Annotated in this window: 23 protein-coding genes and 2 pseudogenes; 14 read left to right on the top strand and 11 right to left on the bottom strand. The window is 55.8% G+C overall.

The features are described 5' to 3' along the window. Window positions 1-18 precede the first annotated feature (18 nt). Window positions 19-1491, bottom strand: a complete 1473-nt coding sequence (betB, locus tag HA41_RS05825) for a betaine-aldehyde dehydrogenase (protein ID WP_094119972.1) — start codon at window positions 1489-1491, stop codon at window positions 19-21. 14 nt (window positions 1492-1505) lie between these two features. Continuing rightward, entirely contained in the window at window positions 1506-2099 is a 594-nt protein-coding gene (gene betI, locus HA41_RS05820) for a transcriptional regulator BetI (RefSeq protein WP_094119971.1), read from the bottom strand. Between the two features lie 257 nt (window positions 2100-2356). Here betI and HA41_RS05815 point away from each other — a divergent pair, with 257 nt between their 5' ends. From HA41_RS05815 to HA41_RS05800, 4 genes are all read left to right on the top strand, one after another. Continuing rightward, window positions 2357-4387, top strand: coding sequence for a choline transporter (locus tag HA41_RS05815; protein ID WP_094119970.1), 2031 nt, complete (start codon window positions 2357-2359; stop codon window positions 4385-4387). A 124-nt stretch (window positions 4388-4511) separates the two neighbouring features. Then, window positions 4512-5828, top strand: a complete 1317-nt coding sequence (locus HA41_RS05810) for an MFS transporter (RefSeq protein ID WP_094119969.1) — start codon at window positions 4512-4514, stop codon at window positions 5826-5828. A gap of 138 nt (window positions 5829-5966) precedes the next feature. Next, window positions 5967-6182 (top strand): DUF1272 domain-containing protein, encoded by a 216-nt coding sequence (locus HA41_RS05805; RefSeq protein ID WP_094119968.1) that lies wholly within the window; start codon window positions 5967-5969, stop codon window positions 6180-6182. Window positions 6183-6419: 237 nt separating this feature from the next. After that, window positions 6420-7067, top strand: a complete 648-nt coding sequence (locus HA41_RS05800) for a metallophosphoesterase (protein WP_094119967.1) — start codon at window positions 6420-6422, stop codon at window positions 7065-7067. Window position 7068: 1 nt separating this feature from the next. Here the strand turns inward: HA41_RS05800 and rsmF are convergent. The 3 genes and pseudogenes from rsmF to yebS all read right to left on the bottom strand — a co-directional run bounded on the left by rsmF (window position 7069) and on the right by yebS (window position 12427). Then, window positions 7069-8501: pseudogene (rsmF, locus tag HA41_RS05795) on the bottom strand (16S rRNA (cytosine(1407)-C(5))-methyltransferase RsmF). A gap of 79 nt (window positions 8502-8580) precedes the next feature. Continuing rightward, on the bottom strand, window positions 8581-11214 hold the full coding sequence (locus HA41_RS05790; protein WP_094119966.1) for a PqiB family protein: 2634 nt from the start codon (window positions 11212-11214) through the stop codon (window positions 8581-8583). Further along, entirely contained in the window at window positions 11183-12427 is a 1245-nt protein-coding gene (gene yebS / locus HA41_RS05785; RefSeq protein ID WP_094119965.1) for a membrane integrity lipid transport subunit YebS, read from the bottom strand. Before yebS ends, HA41_RS05790 begins: the two co-directional genes overlap by 32 nt. Before the next feature lie 213 nt (window positions 12428-12640). Here yebS and HA41_RS05780 point away from each other — a divergent pair, with 213 nt between their 5' ends. The 4 genes from HA41_RS05780 to htpX all read left to right on the top strand — a co-directional run bounded on the left by HA41_RS05780 (window position 12641) and on the right by htpX (window position 17125). After that, a complete protein-coding gene (locus HA41_RS05780; protein WP_094120021.1) occupies window positions 12641-13141 on the top strand; it encodes a GAF domain-containing protein in 501 nt (166 codons plus the stop codon). 96 nt (window positions 13142-13237) lie between these two features. Continuing rightward, window positions 13238-13939: an RNA chaperone ProQ gene (gene proQ / locus HA41_RS05775; RefSeq protein WP_046288277.1), complete on the top strand. Its 702-nt coding sequence runs from the start codon at window positions 13238-13240 to the stop codon at window positions 13937-13939. 19 nt (window positions 13940-13958) lie between these two features. Continuing rightward, complete coding sequence (gene prc / locus HA41_RS05770) at window positions 13959-15998, top strand: carboxy terminal-processing peptidase (RefSeq protein WP_094119964.1); 2040 nt, start codon at window positions 13959-13961, stop codon at window positions 15996-15998. Window positions 15999-16243: 245 nt separating this feature from the next. Beyond that, window positions 16244-17125: a protease HtpX gene (gene htpX / locus HA41_RS05765; RefSeq protein WP_094119963.1), complete on the top strand. Its 882-nt coding sequence runs from the start codon at window positions 16244-16246 to the stop codon at window positions 17123-17125. Between the two features lie 41 nt (window positions 17126-17166). Here the strand turns inward: htpX and HA41_RS05760 are convergent, their stop codons facing one another. Further along, entirely contained in the window at window positions 17167-18543 is a 1377-nt protein-coding gene (locus HA41_RS05760) for an MFS transporter (protein ID WP_094120020.1), read from the bottom strand. A gap of 363 nt (window positions 18544-18906) precedes the next feature. On the opposite strand from HA41_RS05760, the gene kdgR reads away from it, so the two are divergent. Beyond that, on the top strand, window positions 18907-19698 hold the full coding sequence (gene kdgR, locus HA41_RS05755; RefSeq protein ID WP_094119962.1) for a DNA-binding transcriptional regulator KdgR: 792 nt from the start codon (window positions 18907-18909) through the stop codon (window positions 19696-19698). 33 nt (window positions 19699-19731) lie between these two features. On the opposite strand, the gene HA41_RS05750 is transcribed toward kdgR, so the two are convergent. Continuing rightward, a complete protein-coding gene (locus HA41_RS05750; protein WP_094119961.1) occupies window positions 19732-19968 on the bottom strand; it encodes a YobH family protein in 237 nt (78 codons plus the stop codon). A 211-nt stretch (window positions 19969-20179) separates the two neighbouring features. Between HA41_RS05750 and HA41_RS05745 the strand changes: the two genes are divergently transcribed. From HA41_RS05745 to rlmA, 5 genes are all read left to right on the top strand, one after another. Next, complete coding sequence (locus HA41_RS05745; protein ID WP_094119960.1) at window positions 20180-20452, top strand: YebO family protein; 273 nt, start codon at window positions 20180-20182, stop codon at window positions 20450-20452. 18 nt (window positions 20453-20470) lie between these two features. Beyond that, window positions 20471-21475 carry an MBL fold metallo-hydrolase gene (locus HA41_RS05740; RefSeq protein WP_094119959.1) on the top strand — a complete coding sequence of 335 codons (1005 nt, stop codon included), beginning with the start codon at window positions 20471-20473 and terminating at the stop codon, window positions 21473-21475. Between the two features lie 527 nt (window positions 21476-22002). Next, window positions 22003-22077 carry a DUF2627 domain-containing protein gene (locus tag HA41_RS20660; RefSeq protein ID WP_143811575.1) on the top strand — a complete coding sequence of 25 codons (75 nt, stop codon included), beginning with the start codon at window positions 22003-22005 and terminating at the stop codon, window positions 22075-22077. 81 nt (window positions 22078-22158) lie between these two features. Then, complete coding sequence (gene cspE, locus HA41_RS05735) at window positions 22159-22368, top strand: transcription antiterminator/RNA stability regulator CspE (RefSeq protein WP_003852684.1); 210 nt, start codon at window positions 22159-22161, stop codon at window positions 22366-22368. 138 nt (window positions 22369-22506) lie between these two features. Further along, window positions 22507-23316 (top strand): 23S rRNA (guanine(745)-N(1))-methyltransferase, encoded by an 810-nt coding sequence (rlmA, locus tag HA41_RS05730; RefSeq protein WP_094120019.1) that lies wholly within the window; start codon window positions 22507-22509, stop codon window positions 23314-23316. On the opposite strand, the gene HA41_RS05725 is transcribed toward rlmA, so the two are convergent. From HA41_RS05725 to manX, 4 genes and pseudogenes are all read right to left on the bottom strand, one after another. Beyond that, entirely contained in the window at window positions 23313-23771 is a 459-nt protein-coding gene (locus tag HA41_RS05725) for a DUF986 family protein (protein WP_094119958.1), read from the bottom strand. The two genes, rlmA and HA41_RS05725, sit on opposite strands and share 4 nt — an antisense overlap. 90 nt (window positions 23772-23861) lie before the next feature. Next, the gene (locus tag HA41_RS05720; RefSeq protein ID WP_031374635.1) at window positions 23862-24707 is read right to left on the bottom strand and encodes a PTS mannose transporter subunit IID; all 846 of its coding nucleotides are present in this window, start codon (window positions 24705-24707) and stop codon (window positions 23862-23864) included. 15 nt (window positions 24708-24722) lie between these two features. After that, a complete protein-coding gene (locus HA41_RS05715) occupies window positions 24723-25523 on the bottom strand; it encodes a PTS mannose/fructose/sorbose transporter subunit IIC (protein ID WP_094120018.1) in 801 nt (266 codons plus the stop codon). Between the two features lie 66 nt (window positions 25524-25589). After that, window positions 25590-26385 (bottom strand): annotated as a pseudogene (manX, locus tag HA41_RS21325) (PTS mannose transporter subunit IIAB); the annotation flags it as partial.

Raw genomic sequence — 26385 nt, 5'->3', positions numbered from 1 at the left:
TTCCTCAGGTTTTAATGATTAAAATACAGACTGAAAGCGCGACAGCTCAACCTGCACTGACTTCACCTGGGTATAGCTTTGCAGCGTCATCAGGCCATTTTCGCGTCCGATTCCGGAGTGCTTGTAGCCGCCGACCGGCATTTCCGCCGCCGATTCACCCCAGGTGTTGATCCAGCAGATGCCGGCTTCGATCTGGTGAATCACGCGGTGCGCCCGGTTGAGATCCTGGGTCACCAGACCGGCCGCCAGGCCAAAGTCGGTGTCGTTGGCGCGGCGGATCACTTCTTCTTCGCTGTCGTAGCTCAGAATCGACATCACCGGTCCGAAGATCTCTTCACGGACGATTTTCATCTCATCGCGGCAGTCGGTGAATACCGTGGGTGCCACCCAGGCACCCTGATCGAACTCGCCCCCGGTCAGACGCTTGCCGCCGCACAGCAGGCGCGCGCCTTCGGCAATGCCGGATTCGATGTAGCGCATCACGTTGTCGCGATGGCTGAAGCTGACCATCGGACCAAAGTTGGTCTCCGGCTGGCGCAGATCGCCAGCCCGGATGCGGGCGACGCGCTCGCTGATTTTGGCTTCAAAAGCTGCCTGCAGTTTTGTCGGAATAAACACCCGGGTACCGTTGGTGCAGACCTGGCCGGAACTGTAGAAGTTCGCCATCATGGCGATGTCAGCCGCCAGATCGAGGTCCGCGTCGTCGAAGATGATCAACGGAGATTTACCGCCCAGCTCCATCGTGACCTCTTTCAGCGTTGAACCTGCAGCGTTGGCCATCACTTTTTTGCCGCTGACCACGCCACCGGTAAACGACACTTTATCGATACCCGGATGTTCGGTCAGCAACTGGCCGGTGACCGAGCCGATGCCAGGCAACACGTTGAATACGCCGTCCGGCAAGCCCGCTTCGGTGTAAATTTCCGCCAGTTTCAGCGCGGTCAGCGGCGTGACTTCGCTGGGTTTGAAAATCATCGCGTTGCCGGCCGCCAGTGCCGGGGCGGATTTCCACAGTGCGATCTGAATCGGGTAGTTCCAGGCGCCGATACCGGCGACCACGCCCAGCGGTTCGCGGCGGGTATAGACGAAAGAAGTGTCTCGCAGTGGGATCTGCTGGCCTTCCAGTGCCGGCACCAGACCGGCGTAGTATTCCAGCACGTCTGCACCGGTAACGATGTCGACGCTGGCGGTTTCGCTCAGTGGTTTACCGGTATCGAGCATCTCAAGCTCTGCCAGTTCATCGTTCCGTTCACGCAAGATATCGACTGCGCGGCGCAGAATGCGTGAACGCTCCATTGCGGTCATCGCGGCCCAGACTTTCTGGCCTTTTCTGGCGGCGGCAACGGCGCGATCGACATCCTGCTGACCGGCAGCGTGGACTTCGGCCAGCACGTCGCCGTTAGCCGGGTTGATGGTCTGGAACGTTTCGCCAGACGTCGCGGCAACGTAAGCGCCAGCGATGTAGAGTTTCTGCTCGGTGAATCGGGACATGTTATCTCCTTCCGTTATTCGTGCTCGCCAGCCAGTTGCTGACGGATGAATTGGGTAGTCAGTGCGCGGGCCACCACCGGCTTAAACGGCTTACCGCTCAGCGCGGCGCGTAACCATAAGCCGTCGATCAGGGCGGCTAACCCGTGGGCAGCAAGGCGAGCCTGTTCCAGCGGCAGCTCGCGGCGAAATTCGGCGACCAGCGTCGAGTAAAGTCGTCGACTGCTGACCCGCTCAAGCCGATTCAACTGGGGCTGATGCATACTGCTTGCCCAGAAATCGAGCCAGGCTTTCATTGCGGCGCTGTGAACCTGGGTTTCATCGAAATTGCCATCGACGATGGCCCGCAGACGCTGCTCTGCCGGGGCATCAGCCAGCGGCTGCAGCCGGCTTGAGACCGCATCGCGCAACTGGCGCGTCACATCACGCATCGTCGCTTCCAGCAGGCCGTTTTTGTCTTTAAAGTAATGACTAATGATGCCGGTTGACACACCCGCCCGGCGGGCAATCTGGGCGATGGTGGCATCATTAATCCCCACTTCGTTAATCGTGCTCAGGGTCGCATCAATCAATTGCCGACGTCGTATCGGCTGCATCCCCACCTTTGGCATAGCTCCAGCTCCACCCTCAAATCGAGTACCTATTAAAACTTTTTTTGATTGCACGTTCAATATAAAAAGAAAAGTTGTTAGGATGCTGTTCTTTAAATGTAGCGAAAGCGAAACGGCATTGAGTGCGAAGACTGACCCGATTGCCGAAGCGACGAATCAGGAAGAGACAGTACAACAACAGGCCGCACGGCGCGTCAGCCGCAGACGGCGACATTTATCCATTGCGTATTTTCAGGAAAACTAACCAGAGGTAATCGATGAATAATCCACCTGCCGGTGAAAAAGACAGACTCAATCCCGTTGTGTTTTACACCTCTGCCGGATTGATTCTGACGTTTTCACTTGTGACGATTCTCTACAGCGATCTGGCCGGCGGCTGGATCCTCTCGGCGGTGAACTGGGTCTCCGCGACCTTCGGCTGGTACTACATGCTGGCTGCTACGCTCTACATCGTGTTTGTGCTCTACATGGCCTGCTCACGGTTTGGCTCGATCAAGCTGGGACCTGAGCAATCCAAACCCGAATTCAGCGTGCTGAGCTGGTCGGCGATGTTGTTTGCCGCCGGTATCGGTATCGACCTGATGTTCTTCTCGGTCGCCGAACCGGTGACCCAGTACATGCAGCCGCCGGAAGGGGCAGGGCAGACGCTGGAAGCCGCTCGCCAGTCGATGGTCTGGACGCTGTTCCACTACGGTCTGACCGGCTGGTCGATGTATGCACTGATGGGCATTGCGCTTGGCTACTTCAGCTATCGCTATAACCTGCCGCTGACCATTCGTTCGGCGCTCTACCCGATATTTGGCAAACGAATCTACGGTCCGATTGGGCATACCGTTGATATCGCTGCGGTGGTCGGCACCATTTTTGGTATCGCCACCACGCTCGGCATTGGGGTGGTACAGCTGAATTACGGTCTGAAGGTGCTGTTTGATATTCCGGAAGGGCTGACCGCGCAGACCGCGCTGATTGTGCTGTCGGTAGTAATCGCCACGATTTCGGTGACCTCCGGCGTCGACAAAGGGATCCGCATCCTGTCAGAGCTGAATGTAGTGCTGGCGCTGGGACTGATCCTGTTTGTGCTGTTCTTCGGTAATACCGAATTCCTGCTGAATGCGCTGGTGCTGAACGTCGGCGATTACATCAACCGCTTCATGGGCATGACGCTGAATACCTTTGCCTTTGACCGGCCGACGCAATGGATGAATAGCTGGACGCTGTTCTTCTGGGCATGGTGGGTTGCCTGGTCACCATTTGTCGGGCTGTTCCTGGCGCGTATTTCTCGTGGTCGTACTATCCGCGAGTTTGTGCTCGGCACCCTGATCATTCCGTTTACCTTTACGCTGCTGTGGCTGTCGGTGTTTGGCAATGCCGCGCTCTACCAGATCATTCACGGCAATGCCGGTTTTGCTCAGGAAGTGATGGCCCATGCCGAACGCGGGTTCTATAGCCTGCTGGCGCAATACCCGGCGTTTAAACTCAGCGCATCGGTCGCCACCATTACCGGGATGCTGTTTTACGTCACCTCGGCTGACTCCGGTTCGCTGGTGCTGGGTAACTTCACCTCTAAGCTGAAAGATATCAACAGCGATGCACCTAACTGGCTACGTATTTTCTGGTCGATCGCGATTGGGGTCCTGACCCTGAGTATGCTGATGACCAACGGAATTTCTGCATTGCAGAACACTACGGTAATCATGGGTCTGCCGTTCAGCTTTGTGATCTTCTTTGTTATGGCGGGACTCTATAAATCGCTGAAAGTGGAGGACCACCGTCGCGCCAGCGCCACGCGTGATACTGCACCTTATCTGGCGCATGCCACCGATCGTCTGACCTGGAAAAAGCGTCTGTCGCGGCTGATGAACTATCCTGGCTCGCGTTATACCCAGCAGATGATGGAAAACACTATCTATCCGGCGATGCAGGAAGTGGCAAAAGAGCTGGAGCTACGCGGTGGCGGGGTCACACTGGAAAAGGTGGCACCGGATAATGACAATCCGATTGGCTATCTGGACCTGCGCGTCCATCTTGGCGAAGAGCAGGATTTTGTCTATCAGGTCTGGCCGCAGCAATACTCTGTTCCGGGCTTTACCTATCGCGCACGCAGCGGTAAATCGACCTACTACCGACTGGAAACCTTCCTGCTGGAGGGCAGCCAGGGTAACGATTTGATGGACTACAGCAAAGAGCAGGTGATTATCGACATACTCGATCAGTATGAGCGACACCTGAACTTTATCCATCTCAACCGTGAGGCGCCGGGCAGTAATATCTCCTTCCCGAGCGTGTAACAGGCAGCCCGTAAACATACCGTTGTTTACGGGCTTTTTTTAATCCCGATGCCCTATCGGGATTTGATCGGCTATATTCAGGGCTTACTGGTCAGATGCCTGCCAGCTGTAGACAGGGAGTCGTATGCGTAAAATATTCAGTACGTTTCTGCCGTTGTACACCACCACGCTGCTGATGCTATTGGGCTCGGGCCTGTTAACGACCTATGTTTCGTTACGTCTTGCCAGCGAGCAGGTCAATGGCGCACTGATTGGGGCGATTATTGCCGCTAACTACATCGGGCTGGTGATTGGTGGCAAAGTCGGGCACAACCTGATCGCCCGTGTCGGCCATATTCGCGCTTACGTTGCCTGTGCCGGGATCATTACCGCCTCGGTGATTGGTCATGGGCTGACCGATTTTATTCCGCTGTGGGTCTTCCTGCGCCTGATTATCGGGCTGTGCATGATGTGTCAGTACATGGTGCTGGAAAGCTGGCTCAACGATCAGGCGGAATCGTCACAGCGCGGGGTGATTTTTGGTTTTTACATGGTCGCCACCTATCTTGGTCTCAGCGGCGGACAGGTGATCCTGAGCCTGCAGAGCGGCTTTGACGTCAGCACGCTGCTGATTGTGGCGCTCTGCTTTGCTCTCTGCCTGGTGCCGATTGCACTTACCACCCGTACGCATGTCCAGCCGATGTCGCCCGCCCCGATGGAGCTCGGTTACTTCATTCGCACCATTCCTAAACTGCTCGGTACCACGCTGGTGACCGGCATGGTGATTGGTGCTTTTTATGGTCTGGCGCCGGTTTATGGCAGCAGTAAAGGCTTTACCACCAGCCAGACCGGCTACTTTATGAGCATGACCATCTTTGCCGGGCTGGTGTCGCAGTTTCCGCTCAGCTGGCTGTCGGACCGCTACGACCGCCAGCGACTGCTGTTCATCATGTCGTTGCTGTTTGCTGCCGCCTGCGTGCCGCTGGTATTGCTGCCGCATCTGACCTTTAACTGGATGATCGGTATTGCCTTTGCCGCCAGTATGATGCAGTTTTCGCTCTATCCGTTGCAGGTGGCACTGGCAAACGATCAGGTGGCCGCTGAGCGGCGGGTCTCGTTAACCGCCTGTCTGCTGATGGCTTTTGGCATTGGTGCCAGCATCGGCCCGCTGGTGATCGGGGCGCTGATACAGCCATTTGGCAGCAATATGCTCTACCTGTTCTTTAGCCTGTGCGCGCTGGTGATTGCCGGACTGAGTTATGTCAAAGCCCCAGGACCGCTGCCCACTACTGAAGTGCCATTGCCGCATGTGGTGATGCCGGATAGCCTCGCCACCTCACCGCTGGGTGCGGCGTTGATACCCACGCTGGAAGAGGAGGTGATTCAGGCGTCTATGGGCAACAGCGAGCCTGAGCCGGACGAAGAGCAGGAAGATCAACGTGAATATGAGCCGCTAAAATAATCACAGCCAGGGCGTGGCGGCACCGGTCGCCGCCAGCGTGGTCACACCTTAGCCTCAGGTGATTGTACTGATTAGAGGCTCGACAATCGGGCCTCGCCAGGCGAAGCTGGAGAACTTTTCATCGTCTGGATAAACGCCATGCTGGAACTTCGCCCCAACTGTGAACGCTGTGACACCGATTTACCCCCAGCCTCGACCGCAGCACGCATCTGCTCCTTTGAATGCACCTTTTGCGCGGATTGCGCCGAACAATCACTGAACCATCTTTGCCCCAACTGTGGTGGTGAACTGGTGCGGCGGCCGATTCGTCCGGCTGAAAAGCTGGCAAAATTTCCGGCTAAAACCCGCACCTGAGTCGTTTCCGGCCCCAATGGCACGGGTGGTTATCTGTTTGGAAAAATCTTAACGCGGCGATATCACTAAGTTGCACGTCGTCGCTGACAGCGCTAGCCGCTTTACTCAGTGTCGGAGATCAGCGCCGGACGGGACAATCCCTTTCTTGCGTCGTCCAGGCTCTCGGTTTACGCGTGGTAAATCTCCCCGATCTATACTTCACCTATCGTCGTTAACCCCTCCGCTGAAGGTCACGCTATGCACTATCACTATCTCAACGGTGAAAACTGGGACAGGATCTGGATTGTCGGGGACCTGCACGGCTGTCGTCGTGAACTCGATGCGCTGTTATTACGCCACCAGTTCAATCCGCAACAGGATTTACTGCTGTGTACCGGCGATTTAATCGATCGGGGTGAAGAGAGTGAAGGTTGCCTGGCACTGCTTGACGAACCCTGGTTTCGCTGTGTGCGCGGTAACCATGAGGAGATGGCACTGTCGGCGTTACAGGGTCACGAAGTGGCACTCTGGCAGATGAACGGTGGTGACTGGTTCTGGCAACTGCGCGGTGCGGCGTTGATCAATGCCCGTCACGCTCTGCAGCGCTGTCGTGAACTGCCACTGATTCTGCATCTGCAGCTTGAGCAGCGCATTATCGTGGTGGCACATGCCGATTATCCTTCAGCCCGCTATGGCTGGGAAAAAGCGCTTAACTGGCAGGACGTTGTGTGGAGTCGCCGCCGGCTGCAGGCGATAGCGTCGGGCCAGCGGGGCGCTATTGAAGGCGCCGACGCTTTTTACTTTGGTCACACCCCCCTCCAGCAGCCGCTGGAGGTGGATAATTTGCATTACATCGATACCGGCGCGGTGTTTGGCAATCACCTGACGCTGATGCAGCTGCAGTGACTCAGCGGAACAGACGCCCGTCACGCACCAGTTCGCGTGGATAACTGTTTTTAATCCGGCTTCCGACTTTTTTTGCCAGCCCCAGCGGTTGTCGCTGCCAGGTGACGATCATCTCATCACGCGTTATCGCCGATTCAGGATAGATATCCCGGCCGCGATACCACTCCTCTGCCTCCGCGGCGCTGAGTTCAAACGTTTGTTCCGGCGCGGGTTGGGCCAGCGCGATTACCGCTTCATGTTGCCAGCGATAGCCTTTAGCAAAGGTTTCAGCCAGTTTCAGGCCAATCCGTGAGAAGCGTACTTTACCCAGCAGCGGTGTGACGGCGGCGGGGAACAGCCAGATCTCTTTATCGCGCTGCCACAGCTCCAGCGAGTCATCCCATTTGATAGAGACAGCGGCCGCTGCCTGCCGGATTTCGCCCTCCAGCTTGCGGCTGAGGTGGGAGAATGGCAGCTTGCCGACTTTGTAAGTCGCAGCGGTAATGGCTCGACCGATGCGGTTTTACGCAGACGGGCAACAAAAAAGCCTTCGCTGTCGAACAGTTGCGGGAAGACATGCAGATAGCCCTCTGGCGTCGCAGCCTGCGCGGCACCCTCAAACAGCTGATCGAGCGGCATCACTTCGACGGCGTCAGGATAGCGCTGTAACAGCCAGGCGATGACCTGCTGATTCTCGATCTGATTGAGCGTACAGGTCGAATAGACCAGGGTCCCGCCGGGCTTCAGCGCGTGAAAGGCACTGTCGAGCAGATCGCGCTGGGTAGCCGCGATCTCTTCCGTGCTCGCCAGCGACCAGTTTTTCAGCGCATCAGCATCCTTTCGCATCACGCCTTCGCCGGAGCAGGGTGCGTCGAGCAGGATGGCGTCAAACTGTTCCGGCAGGGCTGGCCCGAAGACCCGCGCGTCAAAGTGCGTTAAAGCACTGTTGCTGACGCCGCAGCGGCTGATATTGGCATGCAGCACCTTAACCCGACTGGCGGAAAACTCATTCGCCAGGATGAGCCCCTGATTATTCATCCGCGCGGTAATCTGGGTGGTTTTAGAACCGGGCGCGGCCGCCATGTCCATCACTGCCGTGACCTCAGGCTGTGCATCAAACAGTGCGGTGACCGGCAGCATCGAGCTGGCCTCCTGAATGTAGAACAGGCCGCTGAGATGCTCAGCCACGCTACCCAGCGGCAGGCTCTCATCTTCCCGGCTGATCCAGAATCCTTCGCTGCACCACGGCACGGGCGTCAGTTGCCAGCCATACGGCGCGGTCTGAGCAAGGAAATCGGCCACGCTGATTTTCAGGGTGTTGACGCGCAGGCTGCGGCGCAGCGGTTGCTGACTGATGGCGATAAATTGTTCGAAGCTGGCATCATCGGGCAGGTTCTGGCGCATTAAATTAAGAAAATCAGCGGGGAAGAGCGAAGAGGAGTCTGACACGGGCACATTCCAGTTAAGGCAAAGGCGGCAGTGTAGCATGGAGAAAGGAAACGGGCAGCCAGCAGGCTGCCTGTTTCAGACTAGCTTAATGTGGAGACGGGATCGCCGTTCCCCAGTTACGCCACTCTTTCGGCGCTTCGTCCTGCAGCAGGAAGTGCTTATCCGGATTCGCCTGCGGTGCCAGTGGTACGGTTGGCGGCGTGGCAAACTGGATGCCGCCCTGAATAAACTGCTGGAAGGTGCCGGTTTTCACCACGCCGCCAATCAGACCAAAATCGAGGTTATAGCCTGACGCCAGCCAGAAGACCGAGTTGTTACGCACCAGATGCTGATATTTCTTACTGATGCGCAGTGCAATCTGCACCCGGTCAGCCATGTTGCCCAGCGAGGTGCCGGTCACGGTACCCACCTCCACCCCACGGAACAGCACCGGCGTTCCCAGCGACAGCGAACCGGCTTCGGCGGCATCAACGTAGATGTTCAGGCCATTCAGGTAGCGCGAATCGGTAATGGTGCTCTCCTGCAGTTCAAAGGTGCGCGCCGTGCGTCCCTTGCCCGGATCGACGTTGACGTAAGGCTGCAGCAGGGTTTCCAGATGATTCACGCCGGTCGCGGAGATCTCCGGTGACACCACCGAGAAACGACTGCCGAGGCGGGCGAAATCGTCCACATACTCCGGGTAGAGCACCGCTTTCGCCACCACCTGATTTTTATCGCTGCTCAACGACAGCGACTCCACCTGGCCGACATTAATGCCGAGATAGCGGATGGGCATACCGGCCGACAGTTTGCTGGCATCGTAGGTATGCAGCGTGATCTGGCTACCCACTGCGCGCGCCGCGGTCTCCGACGGATAGAGGATGCGTTTGGCGCCTTTGGCTGACAGCGCACCGCTCATATTATCGAAGCTGATGGCGCCTCTTAGCGCGCGGTTAAGCGGCGATGCCTGTACCGTCAGGCCGCTGCCGTTCAGCTGAACCCGTGCACCACCTTCTGCCCAGAACACGCTTTCGCTGGTCAGCAGCTTGCGATACTCCGGCTGAATATGAACGGCAATATCAAACGCATCGGCGCGTGGCGTCACTTTCACAATCTCGCCGACCTGAAACTTACGGTAGAGCACGATGGAACCGGCCTGCACATCGGGCAGGCTGGTGGCAGTCAGGGTGAGGGTGGTTGAAGGCGCGTCGCCGATAATCCCTTCTTTGGCTTTTTCCGCGTCGGCAAACAGTGGATAGCGGGTTTTTGGCTGGCCTTTCTGGCCGGGATCAAGACGAATACCGCCGTCGACCCACTCGCGGGCGCTGGCACCCAGCACCTGCATACCATCCAGTCCGAATTTCACATCCAGCCGGCTGTTAACGATAAATTTGCTGTCGCCATGCACCAGTTCGCGATGCTCCGGGTTGACCGCAACCACGAAATTGACGCCATTTTCATCCAGCGAGCGCGACATCACCTGACCAATCTGCATCCCGTGCAGCATCAGCGGCTGGCCCTGATCGATGCCATAACTTTCAGGTGCGTTGAGTTTTACCGTCAGCACGTCGGGTTTCTGCAGCAGCGTCTCATTGGAGGCCAGCACGGTATAGTGCTGCTGCGGCGGACCTTCGCCCGGCACCAGTTCAAAGGTGTTGCCGGTCAGCAGCGCACTGAGACTGGTATCGGTCAGGCTGATTTTCGGGCTGCGCATCTCAATGCGGGTTCCGCTGCGCATCAGGCCAACCACGGAAGGATCGATGGTCAGCTCGCCGGTAACCTTACCGCCGTCCTGCAAATTGAGTTTGGTCAGGGTGCCCACTTCCAGGCCCTGATACATCAGCGGCGTACTGCCCGCTTTGAGATTTTTTCCGTCAGGCAGATCGAGGGTGATCAGGACGCCGCGCTGGCTGTGAGCCAGATCGGGATAGAGCTGGTAATTCTGATCCGCTTTAGCCGGTTGCGCATCGTCAGGTGAGTCAAAGGCTACCGCACCGTTAACCAGCGCCGCCAGACTCTCCAGCTGCACTTTGGCGCCGCTCAGGCTGACATCAGCATTAACGCCTGACACGTTCCAGAAGCGGCTGGTCGTTTTCACCAGATTGGTAAAGCGACGATCGATCAACACATCAATCGCCACGCCATCGGTTTTGTTGTTAATGCTGTAGTCATAGACCCGACCCACCGGGATTTTCCGGTAGTAGACCAGCGAGCCGGTGCTCAGCGAGCCTAAATCGGGCGCATGCAGGTGAATCAACAGTTCGCCGGTATTTACCCGATATTTGGGTTGCGTATCCAGGGCGGTAAAGGCTTCGCTCGGCTTACCTTTGCCCGGCATCATGCCGATATAGTTACCTCCGACCAGCGCATCCAGCCCCGATACGCCCGCCAGAGAAGCCTTCGGCGTAACCAGCCAGAACTGGGTATCTTCACGCAGCGCATCACGCATGTCGCTCTTGATGCTGGCTTTGATCTGAATGCTGCGATAGTCATCGCTCAGATTAATGCCTTGCACAGTGCCCACTTCCACACCCTGATAGCGAATCGGTGTGCGGCCCGGGACGATACCATCCGCCGTCTGGAAATTGATGGTGATGGTGGTGCCGCGCTCCTGATAATTGGTCCACAGCAGCCAGCAGGCGATCAGCATCGCAATGATCGGCAGCAGCCAGAAGGGCGAAATTTTACGCTTGTTGCGCAGCGTGGCGTTAGTCGGTGTAGTCGGCGTTTCCTGTTGCATGTGCATCCCAGAGCAGGCGGCTGTCCAGCCACTCAACAGACATAATGGTCAGGATCACGGCGGCGCCAAAAAACAGCGCTGCCGGTCCCATGGTAAAAGCCAGCAGCTGGTCACGGTTGACCAGCGACATGGTTAACGAAATCACGAACAGATCGAGCATTGACCAGCGGCCAACCCAGGTAACGAATCGCAGTAACCGGATACGGGTCTTCATCCCCTGTTCGCAGCGGAAGTGGATACTTAACAGCAGCGTCAGCATCACCAGCACTTTGGTGAACGGCACCAGAATACTGGCGATAAAGACGATCGCCGCGATGGGAATATTGCCGGAGCCCAGCGAAACGATACCGGAGAAAATGGTGTCTTCGCGTCGTGATCCGTTGAGGTAAACCACCGAAATCGGCATCAGGTTGGCCGGGATCAGCAGCACGATAGAGGCAATCAGCGCCGCCCAGGATTTTTGCAGGCTGTGACGGCGGCGGAAATCGAGCGGAGTGTGGCAGCGTGGACAGCGACCGCGCGCATCCGGTATGCCAGTATGGTGGCAGTTAAGGCAGACCTGCAGGTCATCCCGGGCAACATTGTCGGGGCTTTGCGGATAGAAATGATCCCACAGTTGCTCAATATTGAGATGGATTAGCGTCAGCACACTGAGCACCGTCAGGGCGATATAGGCGGCGAGGCCGTAGCCGAGTTCCAGCGAAGCGTAATCCTGCACTTTAATCGAGGCGACAGCGATACCGATCAGGTAGATATCCAGCATCACCCACTCTTTGAGCTTCTCCAGCATCAACAGCACCGGGCGTAAGTTCATCCCCAGCCGATGACCGATGCCGAGATAACAGATGCCCGCGACCAGCGTGACCGGCGCGCCAATGGTGCAAAATGCCACCATTGAGGCGGTCAGTACATCGCCTTGCTGGGTCATCTGGATCACACCTTCCAGCACGCTGGCGTTGATTCGCATACCAAGTAGCCGGATATCCACCAGTGGCAGAGAAAAAGCAAACGGCATCAACACTATCATGGTAGCGGCCATCGCCATTAATCGGGCCATTGGCCAGTCGCGGCCGCTGAGAATTTGTGCGTTGCAGCGTGGGCAATGCGCCGACTGATGCGATTTCACATCCGGTAAGGAAAAAAGGGTATCGCATTGCGGGCAACGCTGATAACGTGCGTGAGGCAATGTCTGGCTGATAGCGTGAATTTTCATAGGGTGATGCAATCTTCGCTCATCGTAAGTAACACATATCGGTCGTTAAGACAGCGCCTGTGTGCCTGTCTCGGGCATCACGCTTCGATCCACAGAATGCTAAGGGTATAGTAACTAACGCTATGATTCACCTTGTGGCTCTGGATATTTAGTGCTTATTTTTAACGAGCGGTGAAATCACTCCGCTCAGATGTCATTGGTAACGGTCAAATAATGAACAAAACTGCCTTTTACGCCGATTTGAATCGCGATATGCGCGCCTTGCTGGCGGGAGAAACGGCGTTCCTCGCCGCAATGGGTAACTTTAGCGCGCTGTTGTATGAACGTCTCGAAGGCGTGAACTGGGCAGGTTTCTACCTGCTGACGGAAGCGGATACGCTGGTACTGGGCCCGTTCCAGGGCAAAATTGCCTGTGTGCGCATTCCGGTCGGTAAAGGGGTATGCGGTACCGCGCTGGCTGAAGAGAAAGTGCAACGCGTGGATGATGTGCATGCCTTTCCGGGACACATCGCCTGCGACGCAGCCAGTAATGCTGAGATTGTGATTCCTCTGAAAGTGAATGGCACTGTGGTTGGGGTGCTGGACATCGACAGCGTGGAATACAATCGCTTTGACAGCGACGACGAATCGGGGCTGGTCACACTTACTGATGGGCTTTGTGAAGTGCTTGCGAACAGCGACTTAGAAAAATATCTGCAGCTGAAGCGCAGCTAATCGACTGGATCACATGGCATTTAGCGATGTTGTCATTATAATGTCGCCTGTTCATGCCTGCGCTGGTCGGCAAACCCGTTGTAATCAGGAAATTTCATGGAAAATCAACCTAAGTTGAATAGCAGTAAAGAAGTCATCAGCTTTCTGGCGGAGCGCTTTCCGCACTGCTTTAGCGCTGAAGGTGAAGCGCGTCCGCTCAAGATCGGTATCTTTCAGGATCTGGTCGAGCGTGTTCAGGGCGAAATGAATCTGAGCAAAACGCAGTTGCGTTCTGCCTTACGCCTTTATACCTCCAGCTGGCGCTATCTGTACGGCATCAAAGCCGGTGCGACCCGTGTCGATCTCGACGGTAACGCCTGTGGCGTGCTGGATGAGCAACACGTAGAGCACGCACGTAAGCAACTGGAAGACGCCAAAGCGCGTGTTCAGGCGCAGCGTGATCAGCAGCGTGCCGCACGTCGTGAAGCAGGCGAAAGCGAAGAGGGCGCGGCACCGCGTCGTCCACGCAAGCCGGCTGCGCGTAAACCTGCCGAAGGCGACGCCGCGCGTAAACCGCGTCCGCAGACTGCAGCAGAACGCCCGACCGCCTCACAGCACCGCAAACCGGCCCCACGCCCGGAGCAGCAAGCCCGACCCATCACTGATACCTCAACTTTGCAGCCCGGCCAGAGTATTAAAGTTAAAGCAGGCAAAAGTGCGATGGACGCGACCGTTCTTGAAGTATCGAAAGACGGCGTTCGGGTCCAGCTCGCTTCCGGCATGGCAATGATTGTGCGCGCAGAACACTTGCAGTTCTGAAACGGAGGCTGACCCCGGCATGAACACCCTTTTTAAAATTGGACTTATTGCGGGCCTGCTGTTGTCAGGCCCTTCCTTTGGCGCGGAGAATATTACGCGCGCCGATCAGATTCCCCAGTTACATGAGGATGCGCAGGATCCGACGGTCAGTGAGCGCGTCACGTCACGCTTTACCCGTTCCCACTACCGCCAGTTCGATCTGAATCAGGACTTTTCAGCGAAAATTTTTGATCGCTACCTGAACATGCTCGATTACAGCCATAATGTGCTGCTGGCCTCGGATGTGGCCCAGTTTGCCAGCAGAAAAACCACCGTCGGCGATGAGCTGCGCAGCGGTAAGCTGGACCTGTTTTACGATCTCTACAATCTGGCCCAGAAGCGCCGCTTTGAGCGCTATCAATATGCGCTGACGGTTCTGGCTCGCCCGATGAACTTTAGCGGCAACGACACCATCGACATTGACCGCGCGAAAGCGCCCTGGCCGAAAGATCAGTCCGAGCTGAACGCGCTGTGGGATGCCAAGGTCAAATATGACCAGCTGAGCCTGAAGCTGGCCGGTAAAGACGAGAAAGAGATTCGCGAAGTGCTGACCAAGCGCTATAACTTCGCTATCCGTCGTCTGGCACAGAGCAACAGTGAAGATGTGTTCCAGCTGGCGATGAATGCCTTCGCCCACGAAATCGATCCTCACACCAGTTACCTGTCACCGCGCAACACCGAACAGTTCAACACCGAAATGAGCCTGTCGCTGGAAGGGATCGGCGCGGTGCTGCAGATGGATGACGACTACACCGTGATCAATTCTATGGTGGCGGGCGGTCCGGCTGCGAAAAGTAAAGCCATTACCGTTGGCGACCGCATCGTCGGCGTAGGCCAGCCCGGCAGCCCCATCGAAGATGTGATTGGCTGGCGTCTGGATGATGTGGTAGCAAAAATTAAAGGCCCGAAAGGCAGCAAAGTCCGCCTGGAAGTGCTGCCTGCTGGCAAAGGCACCAAAACCCGCACCGTAACGCTGACGCGTGAGAAGATCCGTCTTGAAGATCGGGCAGTGAAAATGAGCGTGCGGAATGTCGGTAAGGAAAAAGTCGGCGTACTTGATATTCCCGGCTTCTATGTCGGCCTGACTGATGATGTCAAAGTGCAGCTGCAGAAACTGCAAAAGCAGAACGTGGATAGCGTGGTGATCGATCTGCGTACCAACGGTGGCGGTGCGCTAACCGAAGCCGTTTCGCTCTCCGGCCTGTTTATTCCGAGCGGCCCGGTAGTGCAGGTGCGAGATAACAACGGTCGGGTGCGCGAAGACAGCGACAACGATGGCGTGGTCTACTACAAAGGCCCGCTGGTGGTACTGGTCGATCGCTTCAGTGCTTCAGCCTCGGAAATTTTCGCGGCGGCAATGCAGGATTATGGCCGCGCGGTGATTGTCGGTGAGCCGACCTTTGGTAAAGGCACCGTTCAGCAGTATCGCTCGCTGAACCGGATCTACGATCAGATGCTACGCCCGGAATGGCCGGCGCTGGGCTCGGTCTCTTACACTATTCAGAAGTTCTATCGCATCAACGGTGGCAGTACTCAGCGTAAAGGCGTGACGCCCGACCTGCTGATGCCAACCGGCGTAGAAGCGGCTGAAACCGGTGAGAAGTTCGAGGACAATGCGCTGCCGTGGGACAGCATCAATGCGGCGACCTACGTCAAAACCGGCGATGTTAAACCGCTGGTACCGCAGCTGACCCGTCAGCATGCCGATCGCATCGCCCAGGATCGTGAGTTCCAGTACATCATGAAGGACATTGCCCGTTACAATGCCCTGAAAGATAAACGCAACATTGTGTCGCTCAACCTCGCCCAGCGAGAGAAAGAGAATCACGAAGATGATGCGTCACGACTGGAGCGGATCAATGCCCGTTATCAGGCCGAAGGCAAAAAACCGCTGAAAAATCTTGATGAACTGCCAAAGGATTATAAAGAGCCGGATCCGTATCTTGATGAGACGGTGAAGATTGCCAACGATCTGGCGCAGCTCGATAAATCTCAGCCAGACGCGCCTGCCGCTAAATAAGTCGCCGTCGGGATGAAAAAAGCACCGTTCAGCGGTGCTTTTTTATTGGCAAAAATCGCTTGCCGGTCATCTTTGATAAGCGGCGGTAACCGATGCAGGCGCGGCGCAGACCGGTGAAGATAACAAAATGTAAAGTTATGTCTTTTTAGACACTTAAACGTTAAGGTCGCTTGAAAAGCCGCACAATGGACATAGGATATGTATCCGCGCACATGCGCGTGAACCACTGAGGAAGATTAACAAATATGATGCGTATTGCTCTTTTCCTGATGACCAACCTGGCTGTGATGTTGGTATTCGGGCTGATTCTCAGCCTGACAGGGATCCAGTCAAGCAGTGTTCAGGGCCTGATGATCATGGCGGGTCTGTTTGGCTTCGGCGGTGCGTTTGTTTCACTGCTGATGTCGAAGTGGATGGCACTGCGTTCGGTTGGCGGTGAAGTGATTGAACAGCCACGTAACGAAACGGAGCGCTGGCTGGTAACGACTATTGGACGTCAGGCGCAGCAGGCCGGTATTGCGATGCCTCAGGTTGCGATCTATCACGCGCCGGACATTAATGCTTTTGCAACCGGCGCGCGCCGTGATGCGTCACTGGTGGCGGTTTCAACCGGCTTACTGCAAAACATGAGCCGTGACGAAGCGGAAGCGGTACTGGCACACGAAATCTCACACATTGCCAACGGCGACATGATCACCATGACGCTGATTCAGGGTATCGTGAACACCTTTGTGATCTTTGTTTCACGTATTCTGGCGCAGATCGCGGCGGGCTTTATGTCCGGCAACCGTGATGGCGAAGAGAGCAGCAACGGTAATCCGCTGGTCTATTTTGCGTTATCAATGGTGCTGGAACTGGTGTTTGGTATTCTCGCCAGCATCATCACCATGTGGTTCTCACGTCACCGTGAATTTCATGCCGACGCGGGTTCGGCGAAGCTGGTGGGTCGTGAGAAGATGATTGCAGCGTTACAGCGTCTGAAAACCAGCTACGAACCGCAGGAGCCCAGCAGCATGATGGCGTTCTGTATCAACGGTAAAGGCAAATCGTTCAGTGAGCTGTTTATGTCGCATCCACCGTTAGATAAGCGTATTGAAGCACTGCGCAGCGGTCAGTATCTGAAGTAAACGTGATAACAAGGAAAAGGCGACCTTCGGGTCGCCTTTTTTTATGCCGCGGCGCGGGTCTGGGTCATACGAGACAGGCTGACAATCGCCGCCACCGTTGAAAAGCCACCCGCAAGTAGCAGCGAAGCATGAGTGCCGCTCTGGTCGAAAAGGTTGAACATCAGCGCCACCAGTGCCGCACCGACGCTCTGACCCAGCAGGCGGGCGGTGCCGAGCATTCCGCTGGCGCCACCGCTGCGGTGACGCGGTGCAGAGGTGATAATGGTGTGATTATTGGGCGACTGAAACAGTCCAAATCCCGCGCCGCAGAGCATCATCCGCCAGATAATATCCCCGTCGGTGGGCTGGACCGGCAGCATCGCCAGCAGAAACAGCCCGGCTGCAAACATCGCCAGACCGATGCCGCCAAGCAGGCCGGCGTGGACGCGCTCAATCAGCCGTCCGGCAATCGGGGCGAAAACCATGGTTGCCAGCGGCCAGGGTGTCAGCAGCAAACCGGTTGTCACCTCATCGCGGCCCAGCACGTTCTGCAGGAAGAACGGCAGCGACACCATAGCGAGCATCTGCGCGCAGAATGAACAGACCGAGGTGCCCATCGACAGACTGAAAATGGGGATACGCAGCAGATCCACCGGCAGCAGCGGGACCGCCATGTTCAGCTGACGTCGAATAAAGACCAGGCCCACCAGCAACAACGCCACTAATTCCGCCAGCACCAGCCAGCCATTCTGGCCCTGAGCAAATCCGCTTAAGGCTGATATCAGCAGGCCGAAAAACAGGGCATTCATGATGGCGCTGGGTATATCGAACTTTTGTGAGGTGGCTTTCTGCGGGTTATCCGGCAAGGTACGCAGTGCCAGCCACAGCGCAATAATGCCCAGCGGCACGTTAATCAGAAACAGCCATTTCCAGCTGGCAAAGGACAGGATCGCTGCGGCGACCGTAGGGCCGGCTGCGGTCGATACCGCTACAATCAGCGAATTGATTGCCATTCCGCGGCCAAGGTAGCGCTGCGGATAAATAATGCGTATCAGCGCAGTATTCACGCTCATCAGGGCCGCACCGCCAAAACCCTGCAGCACACGGGCAAAGGTTAGCATATTCAGCGAGGTAGAGAGGGCGCAGAAGAGCGAGGTTGCGATAAACAGCGCCAGCCCGGCCTGATAGACACGGCGGTAGCCCAGCATATCGCCCAGGAACGACAGCGATAACAGCGAGACGATAATCGCAATCTGGTAGGCATTGACGATCCACACCGATTCCGCCGGGCTGGCATTCAGTTCACGGGAAATGGTCGGTAACGCCACGTTGGCAATCGCACCATCCAGCACGGCCATGGTGATGCCCAGTGCAATGGTCAGAATCGCCCAGTAGCGCTGGGCGACAGGGAGTCCGTCTTGCGGAATAGAGGTCGGCATAAAGTAGTTACTAAAGAGGGTGAATATCATCATGCTAATGAAACTGTCATGAAAAAGCAGCGCGCAGCGCGACAAAAAGTTGTCTGAAAATATGTCTTAGCGCGGGCAGCGACCTCTGCGCCGCCGATGCTTCATCTGCTGCTCCTTGCTGCTGTTCACCCTGACGGACGGAATGCCCGGCTATCAGCCCCTGTGCCTGTGCCAGAAACGTAGCGTACGACATGGCATTTCCAGCGTCTTACCGGTCACGATTCTGATGGATAAAGGCGGTCTGACACGCGAAATCATTGCCGCCGTTGCCGGCCTCGCTCTATACTGACAGTCCGTTCCATTTTTTTTGAAACAGGTTTAACAAGGTGCGCGATGTCCTCTGCTGAAAATGACAAACAGCCCGATTCAGTCTCCTCGGTTCTCAAAGTGTTCGGTATTTTGCAGGCACTGGGTGAAGAGCGCGATCACGGTATTACTGAACTCGCGCAGCGCGTGATGATGTCCAAAAGTACCGTTTACCGTTTTCTGCAAACCATGAAGTCGCTGGGTTACGTTACGCAGGAAGGGGAAAGTGAAAAATATTCGCTGACCCTGAAGCTGTTTGAACTGGGCGCAAAGGCGTTGCAGAACGTCGATCTGATTCGTAGCGCCGATGTGCAGATGCGGGAACTGTCGCGCCTGACCAAAGAGACGATTCATCTCGGTGCGCTGGAAGAGGACAGCATTGTCTACATCCATAAAATTGATTCGCTCTACAACCTGCGCATGTATTCACGCATCGGCCGACGTAATCCGCTACATACCACCGCCATTGGTAAAGTGCTGCTCGCCTGGCGCGATCGTCAGGAAGTGAGAGAGATCCTGCGCGACGTTGAGTTTAAACGCAGCACTGCCAATACGCTGTTAAGCGCAGAGGCACTGATTGAGACGCTGGATCAGGTTAAAGCCCAGGGTTACGGCGAAGATAATGAAGAGCAGGAAGAGGGGTTACGCTGCATTGCGGTACCGGTATTTGATCGCTTCGGCGTAGTGATCGCCGGTCTGAGTATTTCCTTCCCGACCATCCGTTTTTCGGAAGACGCCAGACAGGATTATGTGGCCATGCTGCACCGCGCAGCACGCACCCTGTCAGCAGAAATGGGATTTCATCACTACGAATTCTGACAACAGCGGGCCATTGTGCCCGCCGTTTTAAAATCAATTATCAATCACTTCTCCGCTCTTCTTCAGTAACGGACAATCGGTCACGCCGATCACGCCACTGTCAGTATGCAGATACTGCGCGCTGATAAGGCCGCGAGCAGTAAGATAACTGCACTGCAATCCCAGACCTGCCGCGTTTTTGGTGCTGCCGGTCAATACGCCGTAGCCGGTAAAAAGCATCGCCAGCCAGATCACCGCCAGTAAACCCATTGCCCGAATCAACAGTTTCATTTTGTCTCCTTGTGACAGATAACGCAGCGATCCACGTATTGCTGCTGGTCGTGATTGTACCAGCATGCCTCCCTTTTCTGGCCGGATCGATCAGAGATAACTGAAACGGTAAATTCTGTATTCTCGCAAACCCATTATCTTTTACCAGCCTGAGGGTAGAATGGGCGGTTGCCGTGTTTTCAGATTTTCCACAAAGGTGTATGAGGCAGTTATGAATGAGTTAGCCGCAAATTCGGGACCACTGGTCAGTTATGGTCTGCTGGTGATAATTTTGATTGTGGCCTTTATCGTCTGGTTCTTTGTCAACCGGGCCAGCGTTCGTGCCGGTGAGCAGATTCATTTACTGGAATCACTGCTGGAAGAGCAGAAGAAGCAGAACCTTCTGTTACGGCGTCTGATTGAGGCGCAGCCGGGTGCAGAGACCAAAAAAGGCGACGAAGATCAGGATAAACGCGATTTCATCCGCCTGATTCCGGAACGTTAATTCCCGCAGGGAGGCTGGATGGCCTGGAAAAATCGGTGGTATGACCGCAGCAAAGCGCATCACACGCCTGAGGGCTTTCGCAACCCGGAGCCCGACGAGCGTCAGCCAGGCGATCTGCAACGCTGGCGTCGTGAGCGTAAAGCGCAGGGATTGCCACCGCCGCCGCAGCAGGGTTATGCGGGCTTTACCGCACAGTGGTGGCAACCTGCCGATCTGAGCGGCCGCGATGACCGCATCTGGTGGCTGGGACATGCTGCGCTGTTACTTCGGATTCGGCAGCGCTATATCCTGATCGATCCCGCATTATCGCCGCGAGCTTCACCGCTGCGCTTTGCCGGACCACTGCGCCGGACGCCTGCACCTTTGAACATCCGCGATTTACCGCGGCTCGATCTGGTGCTGGTCTCTCATAATCATTACGATCATCTCGACACACCGACGATTAAGCAGATTATCCGGCGGTTTCCGCAGGTCAGGTTTGTGGTTCCGCTCGGTCTGGCCGCCTGGTTTAGCCGTCAGGGTGCCAGAAAGGTGGAGCAACTGGACTGGTGGCAGTCGCTGCAGATTGACGATCTCTGCATTGATGCGGTACCGGCGCGGCACTGGAGTATGCGAACGCCGCGCGATCGCAATCGATCACTGTGGTGCGGCTGGGTCATTCGCTCGGCCGGGCTGCGTTTCTGGTTTTCGGGCGATAGCGGCTACAGTGACACTTTACTGGAGATTGCGACTCGTCTCGGGCCGTTCAACTTCGCGGCTTTACCCATCGGGGCCTGGGCACCAAAATGGTTCATGGCGAGCCAGCATATGGACCCGGATCAGGCTGTTGCACTTTGGCGAGCGGCTGGCAGGCCGCTGACGGTTCCGATCCACTGGGGCGTCTTTGAGTTGGCTGATGAGTCCTTAGACGTACCTCCGGCCGAACTGAAGCGTGCGCTGCAGCGGGCAGGGGAGAAGGAGACCCGTTTTACTGCCTGGCGAATAGGGGAAAGCCGAACACTGGATAATACTAACCAGGAATAATCTTAAAGCAGAGGAAATGATTTTAATCAGACTCAGTTTTAACTGACAGCAATTTTTCAGATCAAAAGCAGAATTTTTAATAAGTAAAATCTGAACTCCTGCTTTTATTTGGCGCAGCAAAAAATGATGTTTCCTGTTTTTGGTGCATCGTGCTTTTTATATTTGTACTTAATAAAGTGCGCTGTACAGGATTGGCGCTGCGTTAATCACTTTCTTGGTCTTCCGCTTCGCTTATTATTTTAGCGTTTGCCATATTTGTGAAATAATAATTTCTTATGGTATCCATCAGTTTAGCTGAAGCCGGGCGCAGAGACGCAGGCTGCTGCGACCGCTAACGCATATGACGGAATAGCGAAAGCCTTTATTTCATTGGGCCGAAAATCGCGTCTTCTGAACCAGACGGAACATTCATTGTGAGCACTCTGGCAATTGTGCGCAAAGCTTCTCACCTCGTTTAAAAATGGCTTGCCATTATTTTGAGGATATGTGATAACAATTCGTGGGTTAAACGAGGTACAGTTCTGTTTATGCATGGCATCTTCAGTAAAGAAGTTACGAGTAAAGACGTTGACGTTGAATACCGCTTCCTTGCCGAACCTTAATTAGTGCCTCATTCAGTAACGTCTCTGGTTTCTCTGTAAGTCAGCCTTCGGGCTAAATAAACATTCAAAGGAATTTGCAAAATGGCAAAGATTAAAGGTCAGGTTAAGTGGTTCAACGAGTCTAAAGGTTTTGGTTTCATTACGCCTGCTGACGGTAGCAAAGATGTGTTTGTACACTTCTCCGCTATCCAGGGCAATGGTTTCAAAACCCTGGCCGAAGGCCAAAGCGTTGAGTTCGAAATTCAGGACGGCCAGAAAGGCCCGGCAGCAGTAAACGTTACTGCTATCTGATTCGACTCCGACTCGGTGCAACTGCACCTCGACACGGAATCTTAAAGCCCTGGCGAATTAGCCGGGGCTTTCTTTATGCTTCCGAAGCGCAAACGTAAAGGGTACACTGCGGCGCGTTATCTGCTGCCGGAGTACCTCATGTCGTTGATCTGCCCCCTTTGCTATTCCCCTCTTATCCTGACTGAGCGTAGCTGGCGCTGTGAAAACCGTCATCAGTTTGATCAGGCGAAAGAGGGCTACGTCAATTTGCTGCCCGTTCAGCATAAACGTTCACGTGAGCCGGGTGACAGTGCGGAAATGATGCAGGCACGGCGCGAATTTCTGGAGGCGGGCTATTATCAGCCGCTACGCGACCAGGTGGTCAGCCTGCTGGCCCCGACGCTCTCCCAACCGGGCAGCCAGATACTTGATATTGGTTGTGGCGAAGGCTATTACACCGCGGCGCTGGCGGCAGCCAACAGCGAGACGGGACAGGTTTATGGGCTGGACGTCGCCAGAATGGCGATCCGGCTGGCGGCAAAGCGCTACGCTGAGGTGATGTTCTGCGTCGCCTCGAGCCAGCGTTTACCCTTTGCCAGCCAGTCGCTGGATGCGATAGTGCGGATTTACGCACCCTGTAATGAAGCGGAGCTGGCGCGGGTGCTGAAGCCCGGCGGCATCGTGCTCACCGTTACTCCAGGCCCGCACCATCTGCAGCAGTTTAAGGCGCTGATCTATCGTGAGGTGCAGTTGCACGCGGCGGAACAAAAAAGCTATCCCGATTTTCACCTGCTGGGGCAGCATTCGCTGCGTTACCCGATGGCGCTGACCGGCGCAGCGGCCACCACGCTATTACAGATGACGCCTTTCGCCTGGCGGGCACGTGATGAGGTCTGGCAAACGTTGCAGCAGAGCGAACAGTTCAACTGCGACGCGGATTTTACCCTGACGCTGTGGCAGCGCGACTAACGCGCCTCGACCAGGGTGTTATAGATGCGCTCCAGATCGTCAAGTTGCTGTACTGCAACCAGCAGCCGACGCTGTTCGAGCTGGATCACCAGAATGCCATCTTCAGAGAGATTCATCCCCTGAATCCGTCGGTAGTCGATCCAGACGCCGGCATAAAACAAGCCGCCGTTTTTCATCAGCAGTTTTGGCCGGCGTAACCAGAACAGCCAGAACGCCAGAAAGCTCAGCACCATCAGTAGCGAAGTGGTGAGTTGCGGGCCGTGATGGCTGACGTTATTCCACAATAGAATCAGCAGCAGTCCAATGAAAATCAGACTGTCGATTTTATGTCGCCGCTGCAGCGCTACCCGCAGACGGGTGGGTCCGTGACGACGCGGCAGAATCGCCTCGTCATAAATCGCGAAAAGCAGCAGGGCGGCAATACAGCCTGCAATCAACATGTCGGTCAATGACATGGAACCTCCTCAAACAGGGTGAGATCAGCCCACCAGGGCTCAGCTCACCATGCTCAAAAAGTCGGGAGCCTGGGCTCCGACCGGCTGGCATTACAGGCCGAGCAGCCCGATCCAGTAACCGAAGATACCGATGGCGAAGAAGCCGACGATAATCCACAGCGCATTGACCTTACGGCGCAGCAGCCACATACAGGCGAAGGTCAGCAGCAGCGGCACGACGCCCGGCATCAACTGATCGAGAATCGACTGGACCGTAGTGACAGTGGTTTTGCCGGTTGAATCGGTGATACGCGAGACGACCAGCGGAATATTAACGTGCGTCCACTTGTTCACCAGCGCGCCCATGACAAACAGGCCCAGTATTGAGGCGCCCTCCGTCAGTTTTTGCAGGAAGCCGCCGCCCATATCACTGACGATATCGATCCCTTTGCGGTAACCGTAGGCCACGCCGTAATAGCGGGTCAGCAGACGCGCCAGGTTAAACAGCACAAAGAACAGCAGCGGGCCGAGCAGGCTACCGCTCATCGCAATGCCTGCACCCAGAGCTGCAAACACCGGGCGTACCGTTCCCCAGAAGATCGGATCGCCAACCCCGGCCAGCGGCCCCATCAGACCGACTTTGATACCGTTAATGGCACCATCATCAATCGCGGCACCATTGGCACGCTGCTCTTCCATCGCCATGGTCACGCCCAGGACCGGCGCTGCCACGTAAGGGTGAGTATTAAAGAATTCGAGGTGGCGCTTGATCGCCTGTTTGCGTTCGTCATTATTTTCAGGATAGAGACGGCGGATCACCGGCACCATCGAGAAGCAGAAACCGAGCGCCTGCATACGTTCAAAGTTCCACGATCCCTGAAACAGGTTGGAGCGCATAAAGACAGCACGGACGTCACCCGGCGTGAGTTTCTTTTCGACTTTGGTAATATCAACCATGTTCTCACCTGTTCCTTAATCGAGTTCGTTATCGAGATCGTTAGCACTGGCTGGGCCTGCAGGCGCGCCAGCGACACGGTTGTATTTCGGGCTGAGCTGGATGTAGAGTACCGCCATCACCACACCGATCACGCCCAGTGCCACCAGGTTGAAGTCGGTAAAGGCTGCGGTCACGAAGCCCAGATAGAAGAACGGCATCAGGTAGCCTGCGCGCATCATATTGATGACCATCGCGTAACCTACGACCACGATCATCCCGCCGGCGATGTTCAGGCCATTGGTCACTACGTCAGGAATCGAGCTGAGTAAGGCGTGAACCGCACTGGTACCGACGGAAATCGCCACAATCAGTGCCGGAATAGCGATACGCATCGCCTGCAGCAGCAGGGCAGAGACATGGATCCAGGAGATAGCGGTCAGATTCCCTTTCTCGGCCGCCTTATCGGCAGCGTGCTGGAATGCCACGGTGATGGTACGCACGATAATCGTCAGCACCTGTCCGGCTGCCGCCAGCGGAATCGCCAGCGCAATACCGGCACCGACGCTTTGGCCGCCAGCGATGACCAGAATGGTCGAGATGATGGAGGCGAGCGCGGCATCTGGCGCGACAGCGGCACCGATGTTCATCCAGCCCAGCGCGATCATCTCCAGCGTACCGCCGATGATAATCCCGGTTTTCATATCACCTAATACGGCACCAATCAGCGTACAGGCGACCAGCGGGCGGTGAAACTGGAACTCATCCAGAATCGATCCCATACCGGCAATACAGGCGACAATAAAAATCAAAATGATTTGTAGCGAGGTTATTTCCATCATACTTCTTGTCCTCAGCAGGATAACGAAAATGAGCCTGGCGAAGCAGGCGCAGACGGCACTCCGTTACGAATTAACCTTCGCAATCAGATCCATCATTTTCAGTTTCTGGTCGCTGGAAACTTTACGGACTTCCAGTTCAATATTGCGCTCATTCAGTTTGCGAAACGCGGCAATGTCCTTTTCATCGACCGAGACGGCATTGTTCACCTGGGTTTTGCCCTGACGGAATGCCATGCCGCCAATATTGACGGTTTTAATATCAACACCCTGTTCTACTACCCGCAGCACATCGGTAGGTTAGTAAACAGCAGCATCACCCGATCCTGACCATATTTCGGGTTATTCCACACCCGCACCATTTTATCGACATCCACCACGTGTGCAGTGACACCCGGCGGCGCAACCTGCGTCAGTAGGGTTTTACGTACATGATCGTTAGCTACCTCATCGCTGACCACGATAATGCGCTGAACGTTGGTCTCTTTGGTCCAGCGTGTCGCAACCTGACCATGGATCAGGCGGTCATCAATACGTGCCAGCCCGATTTTCATGTGGTCGCCCGGCGCCATCGGTTTCGCCGGTTGTGCGGGTGCTGCCGCCGGTTTTGCTGCTGCCGGAGCAGGGGCCGCTTCTTTGGCTTTCAGCGCTTTCACGCCTTCACGGCCGGTTTCGACCGCCACGGCAATCAGTTCGTCAAAAGCAGGGTTGTCATCGCGTGCCATCAGGGTTTCGACCAGCATCGGGATATTGACGCCAGCAACCACATCATAATCGGGCTTATCCACTACGATGCGGCTGGCCGCATTAAAGGGACTGCCTCCCCAGGTATCGACTAAAAACAGCACACCCTGCGCGGGGC

Origin of the sequence: Pantoea conspicua (assembly GCF_002095315.1) — a bacterium.
Taxonomy (GTDB): domain Bacteria; phylum Pseudomonadota; class Gammaproteobacteria; order Enterobacterales; family Enterobacteriaceae; genus Pantoea; species Pantoea conspicua.
The sequence above is the reverse complement of the archived record's forward strand: the minus strand, read 5'-3'. Positions and strand labels throughout refer to the sequence as shown.